General features: G+C 27.6%; 13 protein-coding genes. 5 read left to right on the top strand and 8 right to left on the bottom strand.

Annotated features, from left to right (window positions below; genetic code table 11):
* The first annotated feature begins 81 nt into the window (after positions 1-81).
* The 5 genes from MPF13_RS07025 to MPF13_RS07005 are packed head-to-tail and all read left to right on the top strand — an operon-like array spanning position 82 to position 6,689.
* Entirely contained in the window at positions 82-450 is a 369-nt protein-coding gene (locus MPF13_RS07025; protein ID WP_249981651.1) for a response regulator, read from the top strand.
* A gap of 11 nt (positions 451-461) precedes the next feature.
* A complete protein-coding gene (locus MPF13_RS07020; RefSeq protein WP_249981650.1) occupies positions 462-1,565 on the top strand; it encodes a hypothetical protein in 1,104 nt (367 codons plus the stop codon).
* Positions 1,555-2,985, top strand: coding sequence for a glycosyltransferase family 2 protein (locus MPF13_RS07015; RefSeq protein WP_249981649.1), 1,431 nt, complete (start codon positions 1,555-1,557; stop codon positions 2,983-2,985). The genes MPF13_RS07020 and MPF13_RS07015 overlap by 11 nt, the downstream gene beginning before the upstream one ends.
* A 15-nt stretch (positions 2,986-3,000) precedes the next feature.
* Complete coding sequence (locus tag MPF13_RS07010) at positions 3,001-5,421, top strand: sulfatase-like hydrolase/transferase (protein ID WP_249981648.1); 2,421 nt, start codon at positions 3,001-3,003, stop codon at positions 5,419-5,421.
* The gene (locus MPF13_RS07005; RefSeq protein ID WP_249981647.1) at positions 5,418-6,689 is read left to right on the top strand and encodes a YaiO family outer membrane beta-barrel protein; all 1,272 of its coding nucleotides are present in this window, start codon (positions 5,418-5,420) and stop codon (positions 6,687-6,689) included. The genes MPF13_RS07010 and MPF13_RS07005 overlap by 4 nt, the downstream gene beginning before the upstream one ends.
* Before the next feature lie 19 nt (positions 6,690-6,708).
* Here the strand turns inward: MPF13_RS07005 and MPF13_RS07000 are convergent, their stop codons facing one another.
* The 8 genes from MPF13_RS07000 to MPF13_RS06965 all read right to left on the bottom strand — a co-directional run bounded on the left by MPF13_RS07000 (position 6,709) and on the right by MPF13_RS06965 (position 20,328).
* Entirely contained in the window at positions 6,709-9,981 is a 3,273-nt protein-coding gene (locus tag MPF13_RS07000; RefSeq protein ID WP_249981646.1) for a VCBS repeat-containing protein, read from the bottom strand.
* Between the two features lie 10 nt (positions 9,982-9,991).
* Positions 9,992-10,852: an N-acetylglucosamine kinase gene (locus tag MPF13_RS06995; protein ID WP_249981645.1), complete on the bottom strand. Its 861-nt coding sequence runs from the start codon at positions 10,850-10,852 to the stop codon at positions 9,992-9,994.
* Positions 10,853-10,855: 3 nt separating this feature from the next.
* Positions 10,856-11,140, bottom strand: a complete 285-nt coding sequence (locus MPF13_RS06990) for a hypothetical protein (RefSeq protein ID WP_249981644.1) — start codon at positions 11,138-11,140, stop codon at positions 10,856-10,858.
* Positions 11,141-11,149: 9 nt separating this feature from the next.
* Positions 11,150-13,198: a beta-N-acetylhexosaminidase gene (locus tag MPF13_RS06985; RefSeq protein WP_249981643.1), complete on the bottom strand. Its 2,049-nt coding sequence runs from the start codon at positions 13,196-13,198 to the stop codon at positions 11,150-11,152.
* On the bottom strand, positions 13,198-13,635 hold the full coding sequence (locus tag MPF13_RS06980) for a hypothetical protein (protein WP_249981642.1): 438 nt from the start codon (positions 13,633-13,635) through the stop codon (positions 13,198-13,200). The genes MPF13_RS06985 and MPF13_RS06980 overlap by 1 nt, the downstream gene beginning before the upstream one ends.
* A gap of 2 nt (positions 13,636-13,637) precedes the next feature.
* A complete protein-coding gene (gene nagB, locus MPF13_RS06975) occupies positions 13,638-15,560 on the bottom strand; it encodes a glucosamine-6-phosphate deaminase (RefSeq protein ID WP_249981641.1) in 1,923 nt (640 codons plus the stop codon).
* Between the two features lie 159 nt (positions 15,561-15,719).
* On the bottom strand, positions 15,720-17,306 hold the full coding sequence (locus MPF13_RS06970) for a RagB/SusD family nutrient uptake outer membrane protein (protein ID WP_249981640.1): 1,587 nt from the start codon (positions 17,304-17,306) through the stop codon (positions 15,720-15,722).
* A 10-nt stretch (positions 17,307-17,316) separates the two neighbouring features.
* On the bottom strand, positions 17,317-20,328 hold the full coding sequence (locus MPF13_RS06965; RefSeq protein ID WP_249981639.1) for a TonB-dependent receptor domain-containing protein: 3,012 nt from the start codon (positions 20,326-20,328) through the stop codon (positions 17,317-17,319).
* Positions 20,329-20,366: the final 38 nt, after the last annotated feature.

The raw sequence follows: 20,366 nt of genomic DNA, 5'->3' as shown, positions 1-20,366 counted from the left end.
GTTAAAAGTACAAAAGATATATTTTACACTATTATTTTAGTAAAATAGTTTGTATTTTTAGTGTTAATTGTCCTCCAGAATATGTCAAAAGAAATAAAAATTGTAATTGCAGAAGACAATTCCGTTTTAAATCTTCTTTTAAAATTAAGTTTAAAAAAAGAAGGTTATACATTGTTTTTTGCTACAGATGGAAAAGAAGCTAAAACGTTAATTGAAAAACATGATCCAAATGTAATATTAACAGATATTATGATGGATTATTTTAGCGGTTTAGAAATAATAAGTTACGTTAGAAACGAACTAAAAAGAAACACTCCAATTTTAGTTTTTTCCTCATCAGGACAAGAAGAAACAGTTTTAAAAGCATTTAGTTTAGGCGCAAATGATTTTATGAGCAAACCTCTTATACCAAACGAATTGGTTTTTAGAGTAAAGAAAATGTTACTTTAAAAAGATGTAATATGTTTCTAAAATGTTTTTACTTTATATCTATAGACAATTACATAACTGAAACTATTATTTGGAATATAGTATTTGGTTTATCTGTATTTATTTTAATTTTAATTGTTTTTCTAATTATCCTTAGAAATAAAATTAGAATTGATGCAAGAAAGTATGCTATTTACGAGAAGAAAACCGAACAAGTTTTAATAGAATATTTATATGCTGTAAATGAAGGTTTAGAGTTAAAAGATGATAAAAAAAGAAACAAACTAAAATCTGATTTATTAAATAGAAGAAAAAGAAAAATAATAACTTCTATTTTTTTAAAACTAAGGCAAGAAGTTTCTGGTGGTTTAATCATAAATATGGGAGATTTATATGAAAAATTAGGTCTTCATAAATACGATAGAATTAAACTAAATAGCAAAAAATGGAACTCTATTGCTTTAGGATTAAGAGATTTAAGGTTGTTTAGGGTAAAAGGAATTCAAAACTCTGTTTCTAAATTTATTAACCACCCAAGAGAAGAAGTAAGAAGAGAAGCTCACCTATATTTTATTGGGGTTTTAGGTTTTAAAGGATTAAAATTTTTAGATAATTTAACAAGACCTCTTTCTGAATGGGATCAAATACAATTACTAGGTCAGCTTAAAAAGTTTGATGATCAAGAAATGCCAGATATTTCTAATTGGTTAAAATCTAATAATGATTATGTAATACTTTTTTCTTTAAATATTGTTTCTCTTTTTAATAGAATTGAAACTAAAGACGAATTACTGCTTCTTTTAAATCATGAAAACGAAATTATTAGAATAAAGGCAATAGAATTACTAAGTAAATTTGAGTTTATTGAAGCAAAAAGTATTTTAATTAAAAACTATGAGAATTTAACTAAAAAAGAGAAAATCGTTTTTTGGAATTTCTTAAAAGAAATAGCAACTAAAGAAGATTCTACCTTTATTTTAAAACATATTAATGAAGAAAGTTTTGAGGTAAAAGTTATAGCATTAGAAATTTTAGTTTCAATAAATAAAAAAGAATACAAATTGTTAGAAGAAAACTCTAATGATGCTTCTTTAAATAAAATTATTCATTTTTTAAATCGTAATTATGGATATTAATTATATACTAAATACAGTTGCTCAAGTATTTTATTACTTTTTCTTAATATTTACCATATTAATAATTTCGTCATATATAATATTAGCTTTCTTTTCTACTAGAGAAACATCAGATTATATTAAAAAAAATAGCTTTCTTCAGTATAAAGATTTATTGTCATCAGACCTAGCACCATCAATATCTATTATTGCACCTGCCTATAATGAAAGTTTAAATATTATAGAAAATGTAAGGTCTTTATTGTCTATCCATTATGTAAACTTTAATGTTATTATTGTTAATGATGGGAGTAAAGATGATAGTTTAGAAAAACTTATTAAAGCTTATAGTTTAGAAAAAGTAGAGTATTTGTTAGACGAAAAAATAAAAACACAACCATTAAGACATGGTGTTTTTAAATCTTTAAATCCAGCTTTTGATAAATTAATAGTTGTAGATAAAGAAAATGGAGGAAAAGCAGATGCATTAAATGTTGGTATTAACTTTAGTGAAAATAAATACATAGCTTGTATAGATGTAGATTGTCTTTTATTAAAAGACTCTTTGCAAAAAATGATTAAACCCTTTTTAGAATATACAGATACAAAAGTTATTGCTTCTGGAGGAGTAATTAGAATAGCAAATTCTTGTAAAATTGAAGATGGAAAATTACTTGAAATTAATTTTCCTAAAAAGTGGTTAGAAAGAGCACAAATTTTAGAATATTTAAGGTCTTTTCTTTTAGGAAGAATGGCTTGGGCTAGATTAAATGGTTTGTTAGTTATTTCTGGTGCTTTCGGAATTTTTGATAAAGAAATAGCAATTAAAGTTGGTGGTTATGATACCAAAACAGTTGGAGAAGACATGGAAATTGTTGTAAGAATGAGGAAGTATATGGAAGAAACAAAGCAAAAATATAAAGTTGCTTATATACCAGATCCTTTGTGTTGGACAGAAGCTCCAGACAATTATAAAATTTTTACTTCACAAAGAAATAGATGGACTAGAGGTACAATAGAAACTTTAAAAATGCACAAAAATATTGGCTTAAATCCTAAATATGGCATTTTAGGAATGTTAAGTTTTCCTTATTGGTATATTTTTGAAAGATTAGCTCCTATAGTTGAGGTTTTAGGTATAATTTATTTTATACTACTAGTAATTTTTAGAGAACTAAATTGGGTTTTTGTGTTAGGTTTTTTTCTTGTAGCATATCTATTTTCATTAGTGTTTTCTTTTGTAGCTATATTTTCAGAAGAGTTTACTTACCATCAATACAAGAAAAAGGGTACAGGTATAGAACTTGTTTTAACTATATTTTTTGAGCCCCTAATTTTACATCCTTTTGTTTTGTATGCAGCTATGAGAGGTAATTATGATTATTATTTTAATAAAAAGAAAAAGTGGGGGGTAATGACTAGAAAAGGATTGTCTAAATAATCAAAAAATGGAACTATGAAAATATTTAGAAATAATTCAAGAACATATTTACTTTTAAATTTATCATTATTATTGGTTTTTTGTTGTATTAGTTTGTACGAAATAATAACAACTATTATAAATGGTAAAGAGAGTATTAATTTTTTTACAGCCTTTTCATTTAAATTTATAAATCACTTTTTTACGGTTTTATTAATTTTTACATTCTTTTTTCCTTTTTATTATTTATTAAATAAAGTCAAAAAAAAACTTGGTAAATTTTTTATAATATTCATCTTCATTTTATTAGTATTAATAGAATATTCATTAACAAAATATAGCCTTACCACATTATTAAATCTTGGAGCAGATTTATTAGGTTATTCTTTTGATGATATTGTACTTACTGTGAGTTCTTCAGAAAGCACATCTTTGTTGTATTACTTAGCATTTTTACTTTTTCCATTGCTTTTTGTTATTGTTCATTTTCTTAGTAAAAAAGTAATGTTAAAAAGAAAATATTTAATAGTCTTATTGGCTATTTCGTTTATAGTTATCTGTGTAAAATTTATATTTTCAAACATTTCAGAATCTAATTTTCAAAATAAAACCTATTATTTTTTAGAAGATGTAATTAAATTTAAGATTAATAAAGCAAATTTAAAAACGGATAAATTTAAAGATGATAATGAATATCCGCTTTTAAAACCATCTGATGTAACAAAAGATGTATTAGGACCATACTTTAATCACTCTAAACAAAAACCGAATATTGTTCTTATAATTGTTGAAGGTTTAGGAACTGAGTTTATAGATGGTAACAATTATAGTGGTTTTACTCCTTATTTAGATTCTTTAATACCAAAATCTTTATACTGGCAAAATTTTGTTAGTAATGCTGGACGAACCTTTGGGGCATTGCCATCTATAACAGGTTCTTTACCTTTTGGTGAAAATGGATTTTTAGAAATACCAAAAACACCTGCTCACATTTCTTTATTTAGTGTGCTAAAAGATAATAATTATACAACTTCTTTTTATGGTGGTGATAAATCTAGTTTCGATAAAAAGATAAACTATTTAGAATATAATGGTGTTGATAATGTAATTGATGAAAAGAAATATGATAGTTCTTATCCTAAGTCTGTAAACGAATCAAATGGATTTTCTTGGGGATATTCTGATAATGAAATCTTTGAAAAAGCGTTAACTGTTTTCGATGATTTAAAATTACCAAGATTAGATGTAATTGCAACTCAAACGATACATGAACCTTTTACTTTTCCTATAAAAGATATCTACTTAACTAAAGTTGATAGTATTTTAAACAACGCTAAAAATCTAAAAAGTGATAAAAATGACTTTTTAGTAAATAAAGATATTTTTGCAAGTATTTTATATGCAGACAATAGTCTTAAAAAGTTTATGGAGACTTATAAGAAAAGAAAAGAGTATAGTAATACTGTTTTTATTATTACAGGAGACCATAGGTTAATACCAATTTCTCAAAAAGATAAACTGTGTAGATTTAATGTGCCTCTATACATTTTTAGTCCAATGTTAAAAAGAGCAAGTAGAATAAAATCAATTTCTTCTCATTTTGATGTTACACCAAGTCTTCTATCATTTTTATCAAATAATTATAATGTACAATTACCAGAAAAAACTGCTTTTGTTGGCAAAGGTTTAGATACAGTAACTACATTTAGAAACATAAAAAATATTCCGTTAATGAGATATAAAGGAGGTTTAAATGATTTTCTTTATAAAGAATATTTGTATTCTGATGGAACTATATTTGAAATAAATGAAGATTTTAATATCTATAAAGTTAGTAATAACAATGTTTTAGAAGAAGCCACAAAAGCATTTAATAAATTTAAAAATATAAATGCATATGTTACAGAAAAAGATAAAATTTATCCTAAAGAATTCGTTAAATCTGTAGTAGGAAAGTACAAATTTACTGAAGAAGAATTAAAACAAATTTCTTCTTTAACAAAAGGTTTATCTTTAAATGAAATTTTTAATGTGGCTAGAGAAAATGCTTTTAATGATAAGAGAGAAATTGCAAGATTATTATGTAACTATATTTTAAGTACAGAACCAAATTATGTAGATGTTATTTTGTTAAAAGCAAGAACTTTAGGTTGGGAAAGGAAGTATGAAGATGCAGAAAAATCATTGTTAAATGCTTTAAAAAGAGCACCTTATTATTATGATGTTTATTTAGCTTCATTAGATATGTATTGGTGGTCTTCTCAAAACGAAAAAGCAATAAAAATATATGAAAAAGCTAAAAAGAATAAAGTTGATAATGATGAAATAGCATTTAAAATGGCAAGAGCTTATGAGTCTATGGGTAAAATAGAAAGCGCTCATAAAATTATTGACAGTATTCTAAAAAAACAACCTAAAAATGTTGATTTTATTAAATTTAAAAACGCATTAAAATGATAAAGAAAAGAATATTAGTTTGTAAAATATTAATGCTGATTTTATTTTGCAATTATCAATTAGAAGCACAAGAAAAAGTATTTAATGGAGATCCTGATGAATCTTTTAAAATAGCTAGAGATTTAGCATTTAATGGTAAACGTAAACAAGCACAAGATTCCTTAAGGTTAATTTTAACAAAATATCCAAACTATTTAGATATTAGAGCTTTTTTAGCGAGTACATATTCTTGGGATGGAAATTATGCACAAGCAAGAGAAGAGTTTTCTAGAGTTTTAAAACGAGATAAAAAAAGGAAAAATACTTGGGTAGCAGCTATTAATAATGAGTTATGGGCAGATAAACCATTTAAAGCATTAGAGTTGTCTAAACAAGCTATTATTAGTTTTCCAAAAGACGAAGATTTAATTCAATTAAAAGCTAAATCAGAATTTAATTCTGGAGACACTGAAGAAGCTTTTGTAACTATAAACAGTGTTTTAGAGTTAAACCCAGATAATAAAAAAGCTATTGATTATAAAGAATCTATTACCAACCTTTTAAGAAATAATGCAATAGGTGTAAGTTACTCTGTAGATATTTATAAAAACAATGATAGAGATCCTATGCATTATGCTACCATAAATTATTCTAGATCTACAAAATATGGAAGTATAACAGCAAAACTTAATTATTCTAATAGATTTAGTACAGACAATTATCAGTACGAATTAGATTTATATCCTAGAATTGTAGAAGGTATGTATGCTTATTTAAGTGCAGGTTTTTCTAATAGTCCTTTAAACCCAAGTGTTAGATATGGTGCAGAATTGTATAAATCTTTACCTAAAAGCTTTGAAGCTTCTTTAGGTATAAGAGGATTAAAATTTTCTACTACTACATTAATTTATACAGGTTCTGTAGGATGGTATACAGGTAATAGTTACTGGGTTTTTAGAACTTATGTTACTCCAAATGATGCAGGGTCAAGTAAATCTGGAAGCATAGAATATCGTAAATATGGTTCTGATGCAGATAATTATTTTAGAGTTTCAGCTGGTTTTGGAATTTCTCCAGAATTAGATAGGTTTGTAACGAATGTTGGTCAAGATGAAATTTTTCAATTAGATTCTCAAAAAATAAATTTAGGATATTATTTTTCCTCAAAAAGTAAAATAAATGCTTGGGGTTTTTCAGCTAATTTTTACAGAGAAGAAAAGCCTTTTTCTCCTGGAGATTACTTTTTATACACTTCTTTAGGAGTATCTTATAGGGTTCGATTTAAATAAAATTTTTAAAAATTGTTCGCTATTTTTTTATTTTTAAAATAGTTAGTTCACTATTTTTATTTAGGATTATAAGATGTAATTTTCCATTTATATTAATTTTTTTTAAAGCAATAGCTTCTTTATTATTAAAGTAACCATTGTCTTTTGTAAAACTTAAAATATTTTCTTTATTTCCTAATAAAATAAAGCCTTTAGAAGCATCATATCTAATAGTTTCTACTTCTGCACTATAAATATTTCCTACTCCTAAAATATCTAGAATTCCATCATTATTAATGTCAATTATTTCTGTACTTAAAGTTGGAGAAAACTGAGCTTCTTTAGGTAATTCTTGAATTTTAAATTCTCCATTTCCTTTGTTTTTTAGAATTACTGTTGCAAAATTATGTACAACATAATGATGTGCATTTTTTAATTTTTCAGAACCATAAATCTCTGGCATAGTAGAAGCAGCAAATTCTCTAAATGTTTTTACTTTATTTCCTAAAAATGGAGTTTGTTGAGTTGAGCATTCTTTACCACGAACAGGTAATAAATCACCTGTTTTAGAAACTTTACTTAAGGCAATATCAAAGCTTTTATTGTCATCAAAATAGTCTGCATAAATGTGTAAAGGCATCTCTTTAGTTGGGTGAAATTTATTGTTCTTTCCCCAATTACCAACAATATAATCTATATTTCCATCTTTATCTATATCTGATGCTATGATAGATTGAAACCAACCATTTAAAGGGGTTATTCCTTCTATTTCTTTTAGAAAAAAATTAGCGTTCTTATTTTCATAAATTGTAATTGGCATCCATTCTCCTACAACAATTAAGTCTTTATCACCATCGTTGTCAAAATCTGTAAAAACAGCATCATTTATCATTTTAAGATTGGTAATGTTATCAAACTTTTTATCTATTACGTTTGTATATTTTCCATTATTATTTTCTAAAAAGTAAGGTTTGTCAGATAATGGATATTGACCATGTTTTACATTACCACCAATAAAGATGTCAATATCTCCATCTTTGTCATAATCAGCAAAAGCAATCCCTTTAGTATTAGCTAACATTGTTGGAAGAACTCCTTTTTTAAAGTTTCCTTTACCATTGTTTATGTATACTCTATCTTGTAAAAATTTATTATTGCTTTCAATTTCATAACCACCTGATGAAACGTATAAATCTAAATCACCATCATTGTCAATATCTAAAAATGTAGCATCAGTATCTTCAAATTCTTTTTCTGAATCAAATAAAAATTTATTGGTTTCTATAAACTTTCCGCTTTTAGTTTGTACGAAAATTGCTGCTGTTTTTCCTTTTGCATTTCCAACAAAAAAATCATCTAAACCATCATTATTTATATCTGCAACACAAATTGCTGCACCTTTTTCTGATTGTTTTTGTGGAAGTAATATTTGTATTTTAAAATCGTCGAAAGTATTCTCTTTTTGAGTGTAGTTAATTCCAATATTTGATGGATTTATAGCCTCAAACAAATTACTTTCAATTTTAGATGAGGTATTACTTTTTGTTGCATTTTTAAACTCTAATATAGTATTAGTATTAATTTTTACATCTGTTAATATTTGTTGTTTTCCGTTTTTCCACTGAACAATTACACTATCAATTTTTTTATTATTTCCTATTCCAAAATTTAAGGTGTTGCCAACAGAAGATTGAAAACCTCTACTGGCATAATGTTGTTTAGTTTGTTGTAAGTTTTCTGAAAATACTGAGATTTTAGCTCCTATTCCGAAACTGTTTTTATTTGAACCTTTAAAAGAAAATGAAATATAATTATTGGTAGAATTATTTTGATAAATGGACGCTTTTTCAGCTTGATTGTTAACTATTAAATCTAAATCTCCATCATTGTCTAAATCTGCATAAACAGCTCCATTAGAATTTATTTTAGTGTTAAACCCCCAATTTTTAGTTTCGTTTTTAAATGTTAAGTTTTGTTGGTTTTTAAATATGTAATTACTTAATTTATGAGAAGGCATCATTTTTATAGCTTGCTCTAAAGAAACTTTTTTACGGTTTCTAATATTGTTTCTCATTTGATTTCTAAAATCTTGATTAGATAAATCGTGCTCTATGCCGTTTGTAATAAAAATATCATTAAATCCATCATTGTCAAAATCTGCAATTAGAGGAGCCCAACTCCAATCTGTTTTTGCAATTCCTGCCAATTGCCCAATTTCAGAAAAGGTTCCATTTCCATTATTTAACTGTAACATGTTAGACATATATTGATGATGATACCCTATGTTAACTAATTGATGAAAGTTAGAAATACTCATGGTTGCCATATTTTCTTTACCACGAATATGATCTTCTGCCATCATATCTAAAACAACTAAATCTGGTTGTAAGTCATTATTAATATCAGCAAAATCGGATCCCATACTATTAGAAGAAATATGGTTAAAATGTTTTAAAGCTTCATCTTTAAAAGTTCCATTTCCTTGATTTATGTATAAAAAATCTGGTTCTAAAAAATCATTAGCTACAAAAACATCGGGTAAATTATCGTTGTTAAAATCTCCAATAGAAGCACTTAATCCCCATGCTTTATTTAATATACCTGCTTCTTTAGTTACATTTGTAAAAGTTGTGCCATCATTTCTAAATAATTGATCAGAGTTATAATCTTCTTTTGTTTGCTGAATTCTTGGATCTATATTTATATTATTTCTAAAATCTTGACGATGATTAACTAAGTACATATCTAAATCATCATCATTATCAAAATCGAAAAAATATGCTTGAGTAGAAAAACCATAATGATCTAGATTATAGTTAGCACCTTTTTCTTTAAATGTGTTGTTTTTTTGATTGATAAAAAGTTTGTTTTTTCTATTTTGATGACTGTCAAAAGAACCAGATTTACATGCATAAATATCTAACCAACCATCATTGTTTATATCAATCATTGTTACACCAGTTGTCCAACCAATTTCATCAGAAACTTGAGCTTTTAATGTAATGTCTTCAAATTCTAAATTGCCTTTATTTAAATACAATTTATTAGAATTTTGGTTAGAAGTAAAGTAAATGTCTTCTAAACCATCATTATTAATATCACCAACAGCAACACCTCCACCATTATATATATAAGCAAAGTTTAAAAAGTTAAAGTATAAATTTTCTTTTACGGTATTTTTAAAATTTATATTTGTAATGTTATTATCTACTAAATTAAATAGAGTAGGGCTAGTGGTTTGTTTGTTTTTATTATTGCAATTATTACATAAAATTAATAGTAAAACTAAATAAAGTAGGTTTTTTTTATGCATTAACATTTTTTTAATTGCTAAATTTATTCTCTTTTTTGATGTATTCTATGAGGTTATCAATAGGTCTTTGAATAATACTTGAAGCTTTTAATTGGTGTCTTTTCAATAGATTTTCTATATATTCTTTACCATGATAAGCAATAGAACCAACAAAATGTAATGGAACTGTTTCTAATTCTTTTGAGTATTGTAATATATGATTTTTAATAAAAGTATTCATTACTTCATTAATCAAATCTTTCATAAAAACATAACTTTCATTTTCAAACACAAAAGGAGCAAAGTTTGCCAAATATTTATTAGGTGTTTTAGATTGATATAGTTTCTTTATTACTTTTTTTTCTCTTAAATCATATTTTTCTTCAAATTTGATACGCAGTTCTTCTGGCATTTGATGATAGTAATAAGCTTTTAAAAGTTCTTTACCAAAATGATTACCACTTCCTTCATCCATAACAATATAACCTAAAGAAGTAGATCTGTTAATAATTGTAGATCCATTATAATAGCAACAATTAGAGCCTGTACCTAATATACAAACAACAGCCTGTGTTTTAGTAGTAGCATAAACTGCAGCCATGGTATCTTCTTCGACAATAGTAGAAGCATTTTTGAAAAATGAATTTAAAACTAAATGTACTTTGTTTTTATTTTTAGTTGTATTACAACCAGCTCCAAAAAAATAAATTGATTTTATTGATTCTTTATGTTTTGCTAAATCTTTGTTTTCTGAAATTACTTTTTTAAGTTCTTTCTTTTTTAAAATTGCAGGATTTAACCCTTTAGTTCTAATCTTTTTAGTCTCGTTTTTTGTTAGGTTTAATAATACCCAATCGCATTTTGTAGAGCCACTTTCTGCAATTAAAATCATAATTTAATTTTTTAATAAAAGGTTATAAACCGACATTATTTTATCAAAAATAATTTGCCCTTTTTCTAGAATTTTACTTTCTAAATTTATTTCAGCAATAGTTTTTTCTTTAGTTTCTAAAGCACTGATGTGAAATTTTCCTTCAGGAAAAAAAACATGTAAACCATTAGTTTCATCTTGTAAATACAAGTCGAATTCTCCACTAATCCAATTTAAAAACTGATTGTATTTAGTTGTAGAGCTAAAAGTAGCTTGTTTGTTTAATTTATGACACGGTTTTGTATTCATAGAATTATGCTATCTTTTTAAGTAATTCTTTTTACAGAAATACAATAGTTTATTAAACGATTCAACAATAACAACCTCTACATCTTCTGTAGGAGTTTTAAGTTTTTCTATCAGTTTTTCTCCTTTAGAAATATTTTTATTTGATATTTTTTTATTAAGAATTGCATCAAGTAATAACTTAGATACCTCTGAAGTGTTTTTAGATAAAGCTGTTAAAGATTCAATAATAGGATTATGGTCTAATTGTTTAAAATCATTATGATTTTTAATCCAAATGTTTAGGTGTATTATAATTTTGTTTAAACTTTTAGCATCTCTATTTTTTACATATGAAACTACCAAATTGTTAAAAACTAGAGCATCTTCTGCATCAGCACTACAAGCATCAGCAAAAAGTGTAAAAGGTGAAAAAGTTTTATATTCTGTACCTCCTTTGTTTCTAGAATAAACTTTTAGAGGTTCGCAAATTTTAGTTAATGTTTCTAAAGAACCATTTTCTGTGTTATTACTTATGTTTCTTAAAATAACATTTTTATTTCTAAGATGTGTAATGCCTATTTCTTCTAGTTGAAAGTTAATTACTTTCAATCTTTTTCGCATATTTTTAATATCAATAACTTTTTTAGAAGACCAAAAGCGTTCTGCTATTGCTGCTGTTCTAGGCCAAATTCTAGAATCTATTGTTAATGGTGTAACAAGTTCACTCCACATTGTTGCTTCAGCACCTAAAACTCTTTTACGTTCTTCTTTGGTTAAAATAGCATTACCTATAGGGTCTACAGAATAATGTTGATCTACAGAAAGCATTCTGTCTATATAGTAACCTGCAGAAAGTACAGCTTGATATCCTTTTTTTGCAGCTTCAATTAATGTGCTTTGTTCTAATCCTTCATGTTTCCCTCTCCATGAATGAATAACCGATGTTTTTGGAGTTGAAGGCGTTAAAATTTCATCCCAACCCATTAATTTTTTTCCTAATTTATTTAAAACTTTTTCTAGCTTAATATTAAAATAAGTTTGTAAATCATGATTGGATTTTAAATTGTTTTTTTTCTTAAAATCTTGAATTTCTTTATTAGAGTCCCAATGTTTACCTTCGTTTTCATCTCCTCCTATATGAAAATATTCATCAGGGAATAGTGGAGCTATTTCTCTAAATAATGTTTCTAAGAATAAATAAGTTACTTCTTTACTAGGGTTTAAAGTGGGGTCAAAAACTCCAGAATAACGTTCAACATTATATTTGTAATTATCTTTACTACCCAATGCTGGATAAGCTGCTAATATAGCTGAAGCATGACCAGGAACATCAAATTCTGGCACAACTCTAATACCTAAGTTAGAAGCGTATTTTACAACATCTTTTATCTGTTCTTGTGTGTAAAATAAACCATCAGCTGCAATTTCTTGTAACTTAGGAAACACTTTAGATTCTACTCTAAACCCTTGGTCATCTGTTAAGTGCCAATGAAAAACATTTAATTTTACAGAAGCCATTGCATCTAAATTACGTTTTATTACAGCTACTGGTTGAAAATGACGAGCAGCATCAATCATTAGTCCTCTCCAAACAAATCTAGGTGAATCTTTTATAGAAACTCCTTCAAAATAATATTCATTTTTGTTAAAGTTTACTAATTGTAAAAGTGTTTCTAAACCTCTTAAAACCCCAACATCAGTTTTTGCATTAATTAAGATTTTATCTTTTTGAATATCTAAAGAATAACTTTCATTATTATTAATATTTAATACAGAAACAGTATCGAAATTTATTATAATTGAAGCTTTTTTTTCTTTAATAGGAAAACCTTTGTCAATAAATACTCCTGTTCTATTAGCTAATCTTCTTAAAAATTTAATTGAAGCTTTTTCAACTCTCTTTTCAGTATCTTCTCCAAAAATTCCAATAGTTAAACTTTTATCTATTTTAAAAACAGATTTGTTTTCTAAAATATGTTGAGGCCAAGGCATCAAATTATATTTTTCTGAAGGTTTAATTTGAGAGCTTATAGATTGGTGAATAACACTCATTAAAATAATTAGAACAATTTTTTTCATTAGTTAATTTTTAAATATTTTTCTACAATATATCTATTAATTCCAGCAGCTTTTACTTTTTCAGTTCCAGATTGTATTAATGTATCTCCATTAAATACAATATTAAATGAAAATTGATGATTCCTTATTGTTTCTAGTTTTGTAAAACTTAATGTTTCTGTATAATTTTGACCAATTAAAGTATAAGAACCAGCCCCACTATAAAAGTTTTTATTTCCAGATATTTCTTGATTAAAAAATGAAAAATGATTGTTATTAATAATTTTGATAAATGTTGTATTTGACAAATCTTTTAGTTTTACAGAATCGTTTTCAACAATTTCTGCATATATCATTTTCCAGGTACCTTCAATTTTATTTTTTGAGCTAAAGCTCTTTTTTTTATTACATGTAATAAAACCTACACTAATAATTATAAGTAAAAATAGTTTTTTCAATTTTAAAAATGGTATCTTTTAAATGCTTCTATTGCTGCATAATCTGTTAAACCTAAATCATTGTATTTTTTTGCAGTTAACCTGTTTCTGTCTTCAACTCTTACCCAAAACTCTCTAGAATCATCTCCTTGAAACATAACACCATCTTTTTGAGATTGATGATAAAAAATAGCATGCCTTTTTCTTAATACTTGATCTGGACTCATAGGTACTGCCATTTCAATTTCGTGAGAATCCCACTCATGCCAAGCACCTCTGTACAACCAAACCCAACAATCTTTCATATATTCTTTTTCAGATTTCATTTCTTCTAAAGCAGCAAAAAGTGCATCTAAACAAACTTTATGTGTTCCATGAGGATCTGCTAAATCTCCAGCTGCATATATTTGATGTGGTTTAACAGCATCAATAATACTCTTCATTATATCTACATCATCTTGAGAAAGATTTCCTTTTTTTATAGTTCCAGTTTCATAAAAGGGTAGGTTTAAAAAGTGAACATTTTCATCTGGTAAATCAAAATATCTAGTTGCTGCTAATGATTCACTTTTTCTAATAGAACCTTTTAATTTTCTAACATCTAAAGAATCTATAACATCATTTCCCTTTTTATTTTTAATAAACTTTATGATATCATTTATTTTTTGAGAATCTGAATTAATCTCCTTAGAAATTTCTGCAAACTTTAATGCTTCTTCATCTGAAACTGCAATGTTTCCAGAGGTTTGATAAACCACATGAACTTCATGGCCTTGTTGTACTAATCGATCAAAAGTACCTCCCATAGAAATAACATCATCATCTGGATGAGGACTAAAAATAATTACTCTTTTTCTACTAGGAGTTGCTCTTTCTGGTCTGTTAGAATCATCAGCAAAAGGTTTTCCCCCAGGCCAACCTGTAATAGTATGTTGCAGTTTATTAAACATTTTTATGTTTAAATCATAAGCTGTTCCTTCTTCTGTTAATAAACCAGACATTCCATGATCATTGTACTCTTTGTCTGTTAGTTTTAAAATTGGTTTTTTTAATAGGTTACTTAACCATGTAACAGCTTTAAGTTTTAAATCATCATTCCAAAAGCAAGATTTAACTAACCATGGTGTTTTAATACGTGTTAATTCTGATGAAGCATCTTCATCCATAACAAAAGTTGTATTATTATGCTGTTGTAGGTAAGTTGCAGGTACTAAAGAGCTAATTTCTCCTTCAATTGTTTCTTTTATTATTTTACTCTTATTTGCTCCCCATGCTAAAAGAACAATTCTTTTTGCATCTCTAACAGTACCTATACCCATAGTTATTGCTTTTCTTGGCACGTTTTCAATACCTAAAAAAGCAGGAGCTGCATCTACTCTTGTTATATGATTTAAGGTTATAATTCTTGTTCCAGAATTTAAGTGAGAACCAGGTTCATTAAAACCAATATGACCAGTTCTACCAATTCCTAAAAGTTGAAAATCTAGTCCTCCAACAGCTTTAATTTTCATCTCATAATCAATACAATATTGGTATAAATCATCAATAGAAACTGTACCATTAGGTATGTTAATATTTTCTGGTAAAATATTAACATGATTAAACAAATGTTCATGCATGAAATAAAAATAACTTTGAATGTTATTTCTATCCATAGGGAAGTATTCATCTAAATTAAATGTAATTACGTTTTCAAAACTTAAACCTTCTTCTCTATGCATTCTAACAAGTTCTTCATAAACTTTTATAGGAGATGAACCGGTTGCCAAACCTAAAACACAGTTTTTGTTTTCTTTTTGTTTTTCTTTAATTAAATCTGCAATTTCTTTAGCAACCAAGTTAGATGCTTCTAAAGAAGAATTATAAGTTACATTGTGAATTTTTTCAAATCTAGTATCTTCAAATTGACCTACAGGTTGGTGTTTTGTTTGTAATTGTTGAAGCATAATGTTTTTTTAAACTGTTTATTTTTGTTTCTATAAAAGTAGTTCTGCTATATTTTTTTTAAGAATTTATTCGACCAAAAACATAAAATAGCATACAAAAAACAGCCAGAAATATATTTCAATATCTCTGGCTGTAATAATTAACTAAATTGTTTTTTGTTAAAAGTTAGGAGCACCAGTATCCCACCATAACCTTGTACCACCATTATCTGCACCTCCTAAAAGAGAAGTTGCATTTGCAACACCTTCTGCATTTGTAGATTTTTCACTATCAACAAAAGGAATTCTTCTAATTTGGATATTTGTATCAACAGTACCACCACTTTGATTACTTACAACAGGGAAAATTTTTGGGTAACCTGTTCTTCTATACTCACTCCATGCTTCTTGTCCTTCAGGGAACATTGCAATCCATTTTTGAGTAATAATTTTTTCTAACTTTTCTTCATTAGTTGCAGCTGCATCCCAAGCAATAGTAATAGTACTCATTGCAGCAATATTATTTGACGGATTAACAGGATCTACATAATCTGAAGGTTTTGAAGTGTTATCTGCAATGTATGCTGCAGCTCCACTAGCTCCATGTTGTTGAAAAGATAACATAATACCCATTTCGTAATTAGCTTTTGCATCACCAGCTCCAGACCAACCTCTTAATGCTGCTTCTGCTTTTAAGAAAGCTACTTCAGCTGTTGTCATTAGTTGAACTTTTGGAGTATGAATACCATCATTAATAGCTGAAAAACCAATATAATCTGCTTTTTGTTCTAGTTCATCTGCATAACCACTTAACAATGGTAATCCTCCACGAACTCCTTTAACAGAACCACTTACGCTTGTAGGGGCATCAAAATAACTATTTGCTCTTGAGTCGCTATAACCTGTTAAAATAGATTCCATAGAAGCATTCATTCTTATATCTCCCCAAGAATTATCTATTACAGATAAAGGATGGTCTAAAGTACCGTTAACAAAAAATCCATCTTCATTACCAACCATTAAACCAGAAGCTTGACTTAATGCTTTTTCACCTTCAATTTTAGCTTTAGCAGGATCTACTTTAGAAATTCTGATAGCTAAACGTAATCTTAATGAGTTTGCAAGTTTTACCCATTGTTTATAATCTCCTCCATAAGATAAATCGAATGCAGTAAATCTAGGACTATCTAAATTTGCAGATAAATTTGCAACAGCAGTATCTAAATCTGTAAAAAAAGCGTTATATGCTTCTTGTTGAGAATCATATACTCCAGGGTTTGTTAAGTCTCCAAAGTTAGAATATACAATTGGACCAAATACATCAGAAACTCTGTGCATTGCAGCTACCTTTAATATTAACGCGGTTCCATATAAAGTAGGGAAATCATCTTTAGTTAAATCACTAATCGATTTTACATTATTCATTACATTAGAATAAGGTACAGACCAAATAAAATTATTCCATCCACTAACTAAACTATAGGTAGTGTTATTAGCACCTGCAACAAAAGGCCTTGGGTTTGTTAAATAACCAGAATACACATCTGCATTTAAGTTTTGTTGTAATTGATAAGACCAAGCAGGTGAGTATTGGTAAATGCTTTCAAAAATAGGCTTATACTTAGATCCAACATGTTGAAAATCTACCTCTAATTGCTCATCTGATATGTTTTTATCGTTTATATTATATTGTTCTAAATCACTACAAGAAGTAACAAAAAGTCCTAATATAACTACGCAAGAAAATAATTTATTTATATTTTTCATTTTGTTATTTTTAGAATGTTAAATTAATATTTAAACCTACACTTCTAGAAGATGGTAACCCTAATACATCAACACCTTGTAATGCATTTCCTGTACTCAAAGAAAGGTTAGGATCATGTGGAGCATCTTTGTAAAAGAAAAATAAGTTGCTTCCAACTAAAGATGCTTTAACTCTTTTAAAGAAAGAATTATCAGATAAGTTAAAGTTGTACCCAACTGCAAATTCAGCTAATCTTACATTAGTAGCACTATATACATATTCTCCAGTAAATCCATTTCTACCACCTACTTTACCATAATATTCTTGAGCAGTTAATGTTGAAGCGGTTCCATTTAAATCTACTACAGCAACAGATCCGTTTGCAGTTTCTCTTGCAGAGTTGTTACTAAAACCTTCTACAATAGCTTCTGTCATACTTATAGTTTCACCTCCAAATTTACCATCAATTAAGAAATCTAAAGTGAAGTTTTTGTATTCAAAAGAGTTATTCCAACCTAAATTAAAATCTGGGTTAGCATTACCAACTTTTGTTAATCCATCAACTAAGTTTGTATCATCAGCAATTACTGCTCCATTATCTACAATAGCAACACCATTTGCATCTCTTTTTACTACTTGTGCATAAATATCACCAAATGAACCACCTTCAACTAAATAAGAACCAAAAGTATTTACTCCTTTTGGAGATATTGTAAAGAAATCTGTAGGAATTAAACCTTGTACATTAGCGTCTGTAATAGATAATATTTCATTTTTATTTGAAGAGAAATTAAAAGTAGTTGTCCATGTAAAATCTTCTCCTTTAAATGGAGTAGCAAATACAGAAGCTTCTATACCTTTGTTTACAATATCACCAGCATTTAACCCAGCCTCACCAGAAGCTACAATAGTTGTAGATACAGGTACTCTAAAGTATTGGTTAACAGTACTTGTATGGTAGTATCCTAAGTCAAAACCAAATCTATTATCAAAGAATTTCCATTCTGTACCAATTTCATAAGAGCTTTGTCTTTCTGGTTTTGGAGTTGTACCAGGAAAAGGTCTTAAAGGGTCAGTGTTGTTAACTCCACCACCAAAATTTATTGATCTATTTGGACTAATTTGATCTGCAGCAAAACCATTACCAACTTCAGCATAAGAAACTCTAGCTTTTGCATAAGATACTTTTTCACCTAAATCAAAAAGATCGCTTAAAATACCTGTTACACCTACAGATGGGTAAAAGAAAGAATTGTTTTCTTCAGGTAATGTAGAAGTCCAATCGTTTCTAGCAGTAAGATCTACAAAAATATTATCGTTTATACCCACAGTTGCACTTGCAAATATAGAACTACCTCTAGTTTCGTAAGAATTTTCTGTAAAAGCTACAGAAGCATTAGCATTAAAGTTTTGAAAAGCAAAAACATTTGCAAATTGTAAACCACCATTTGTTCCAGAATCTCCAGAGAAGTTTTCTGTTGTAGTTCTAGTAGTACTTAAACCAACTACTCCTGTTACAGAAACTTTATCGTTAACTTTAGTGTTTATATTTGCTAAAATATCACCATATAATTGTGTGTAATCATTTTTAGTTACAATATATCTACCATTTAATGGTGCTAAAGTAGCTTCTGTTGTAGCGTAAATTTTCTTATTAAAATCTAATAAAGATTTGTCATAAGTACCTCTTGTTTGTATTGATAACCAATCGTTAATTTCAAAGTTTAAATTTAAAGAAGCTACTAATTTTTGATTATTGTCTTCAGAAGCATTTCTATTTATAATCCAATATGGATTTTGTTCAATGTCAGAAGTTCCTCTGAACCATCTTTGAGACATAATGTTTCTATTTGCATCAAACTCTTCGAAAGTTGAATAGTCAGATAAAGCTTCAGTTGTAGACTCAAAACCGTAAACACCTACTAAAGGATTAAAGTATAATCCAGAAACTGGTCTGTTTTTTATTTTTTGAGTAGAAGCCATAACACTAGCGTTTAATGTTACTTTATCTTTTAAAAATTTTGCAGTTTCTCTAACATTAAAAGTGTGTTGGTTTAATTTGTTAGTTGGTAAAATACCAGAAGCAGAAGTGTTACTATATGAAAAGTAAGTTTGTGCTTTTTCTGTTCCTCCAGATACAGAGAAAGAATTAATACTTGTAACACCTGTACTTAAAAATGAATCTATATTGTTTTGTGCATCAGGGTTAAAATCCATAGTGTAAGCAGCGTTTTCTACAGTTAAATTTGTAGAAACATCAACTTTAAAAGCTCCACTTTTACCTTTTTTAGTAGTTATTAATATAACTCCATTTAAACCAGCACTACCATATAAAGCAGATGCAGAAGCTCCTTTTAAAACTGTTAAAGATTCAACATCATCTGGGTTGATTAAAGATAATGCATCTCCACCATCTTTGTTACCACCATTAATGTCTCCAAAAGTATCTCCAGGTTGTCCAGAACTAGGGTTTGATAAAGGAATACCATCTACAACATAAAGAGGTTGGTTATTTCCAATAGATGAATTACCTCTTAAAACAACTTTTACAGAACCACCAGCTCCAGAAGCACTTTTAGTAATTGCTACACCAGAAACCTTACCAGATAAACTATTAACAGGGTTGGTTTGTTTTACTTTGTTAAGTTCATCTGCATTAATGTCTTGTGCAGAATAAGTTAATGATTTTCTTGATTTTTTTATACCAAGTGCAGTAACTACAATTTCATCTAATTGATCAGCATCATCTTCTAGGACAACATTTATTGTAGTTGTGTTACCTAAAATTGTAACTGTTTTAGCCTTCATACCTAAAAATGAAAAGCTTAAAATATCTCCAACAGAAGCTTTAATAGTATACTTACCATCAAAATCTGTTTCTGTTCCTCTTGTTGTACCTTGTACAACAACGCTTACTCCTGGTAAAGTTGTACCATCTGATTTAGATGTTACAGTACCAGAAATACTTTTTTCTTGTGCTTGTACATTTAATGTCAAAACAAAAGAAAAAACAGCAATTAGTATTGTGTAAATTTTTTTCATGTAAATGAATTAAGTTAAATTAATTTTTGATAAAAATA

It is taken from the genome of Polaribacter sp. Z022 (genome assembly GCF_023555495.1).
In the GTDB taxonomy this organism is placed as follows: domain Bacteria; phylum Bacteroidota; class Bacteroidia; order Flavobacteriales; family Flavobacteriaceae; genus Polaribacter.
This window is presented reverse-complemented; position numbering and strand designations above follow the sequence as displayed.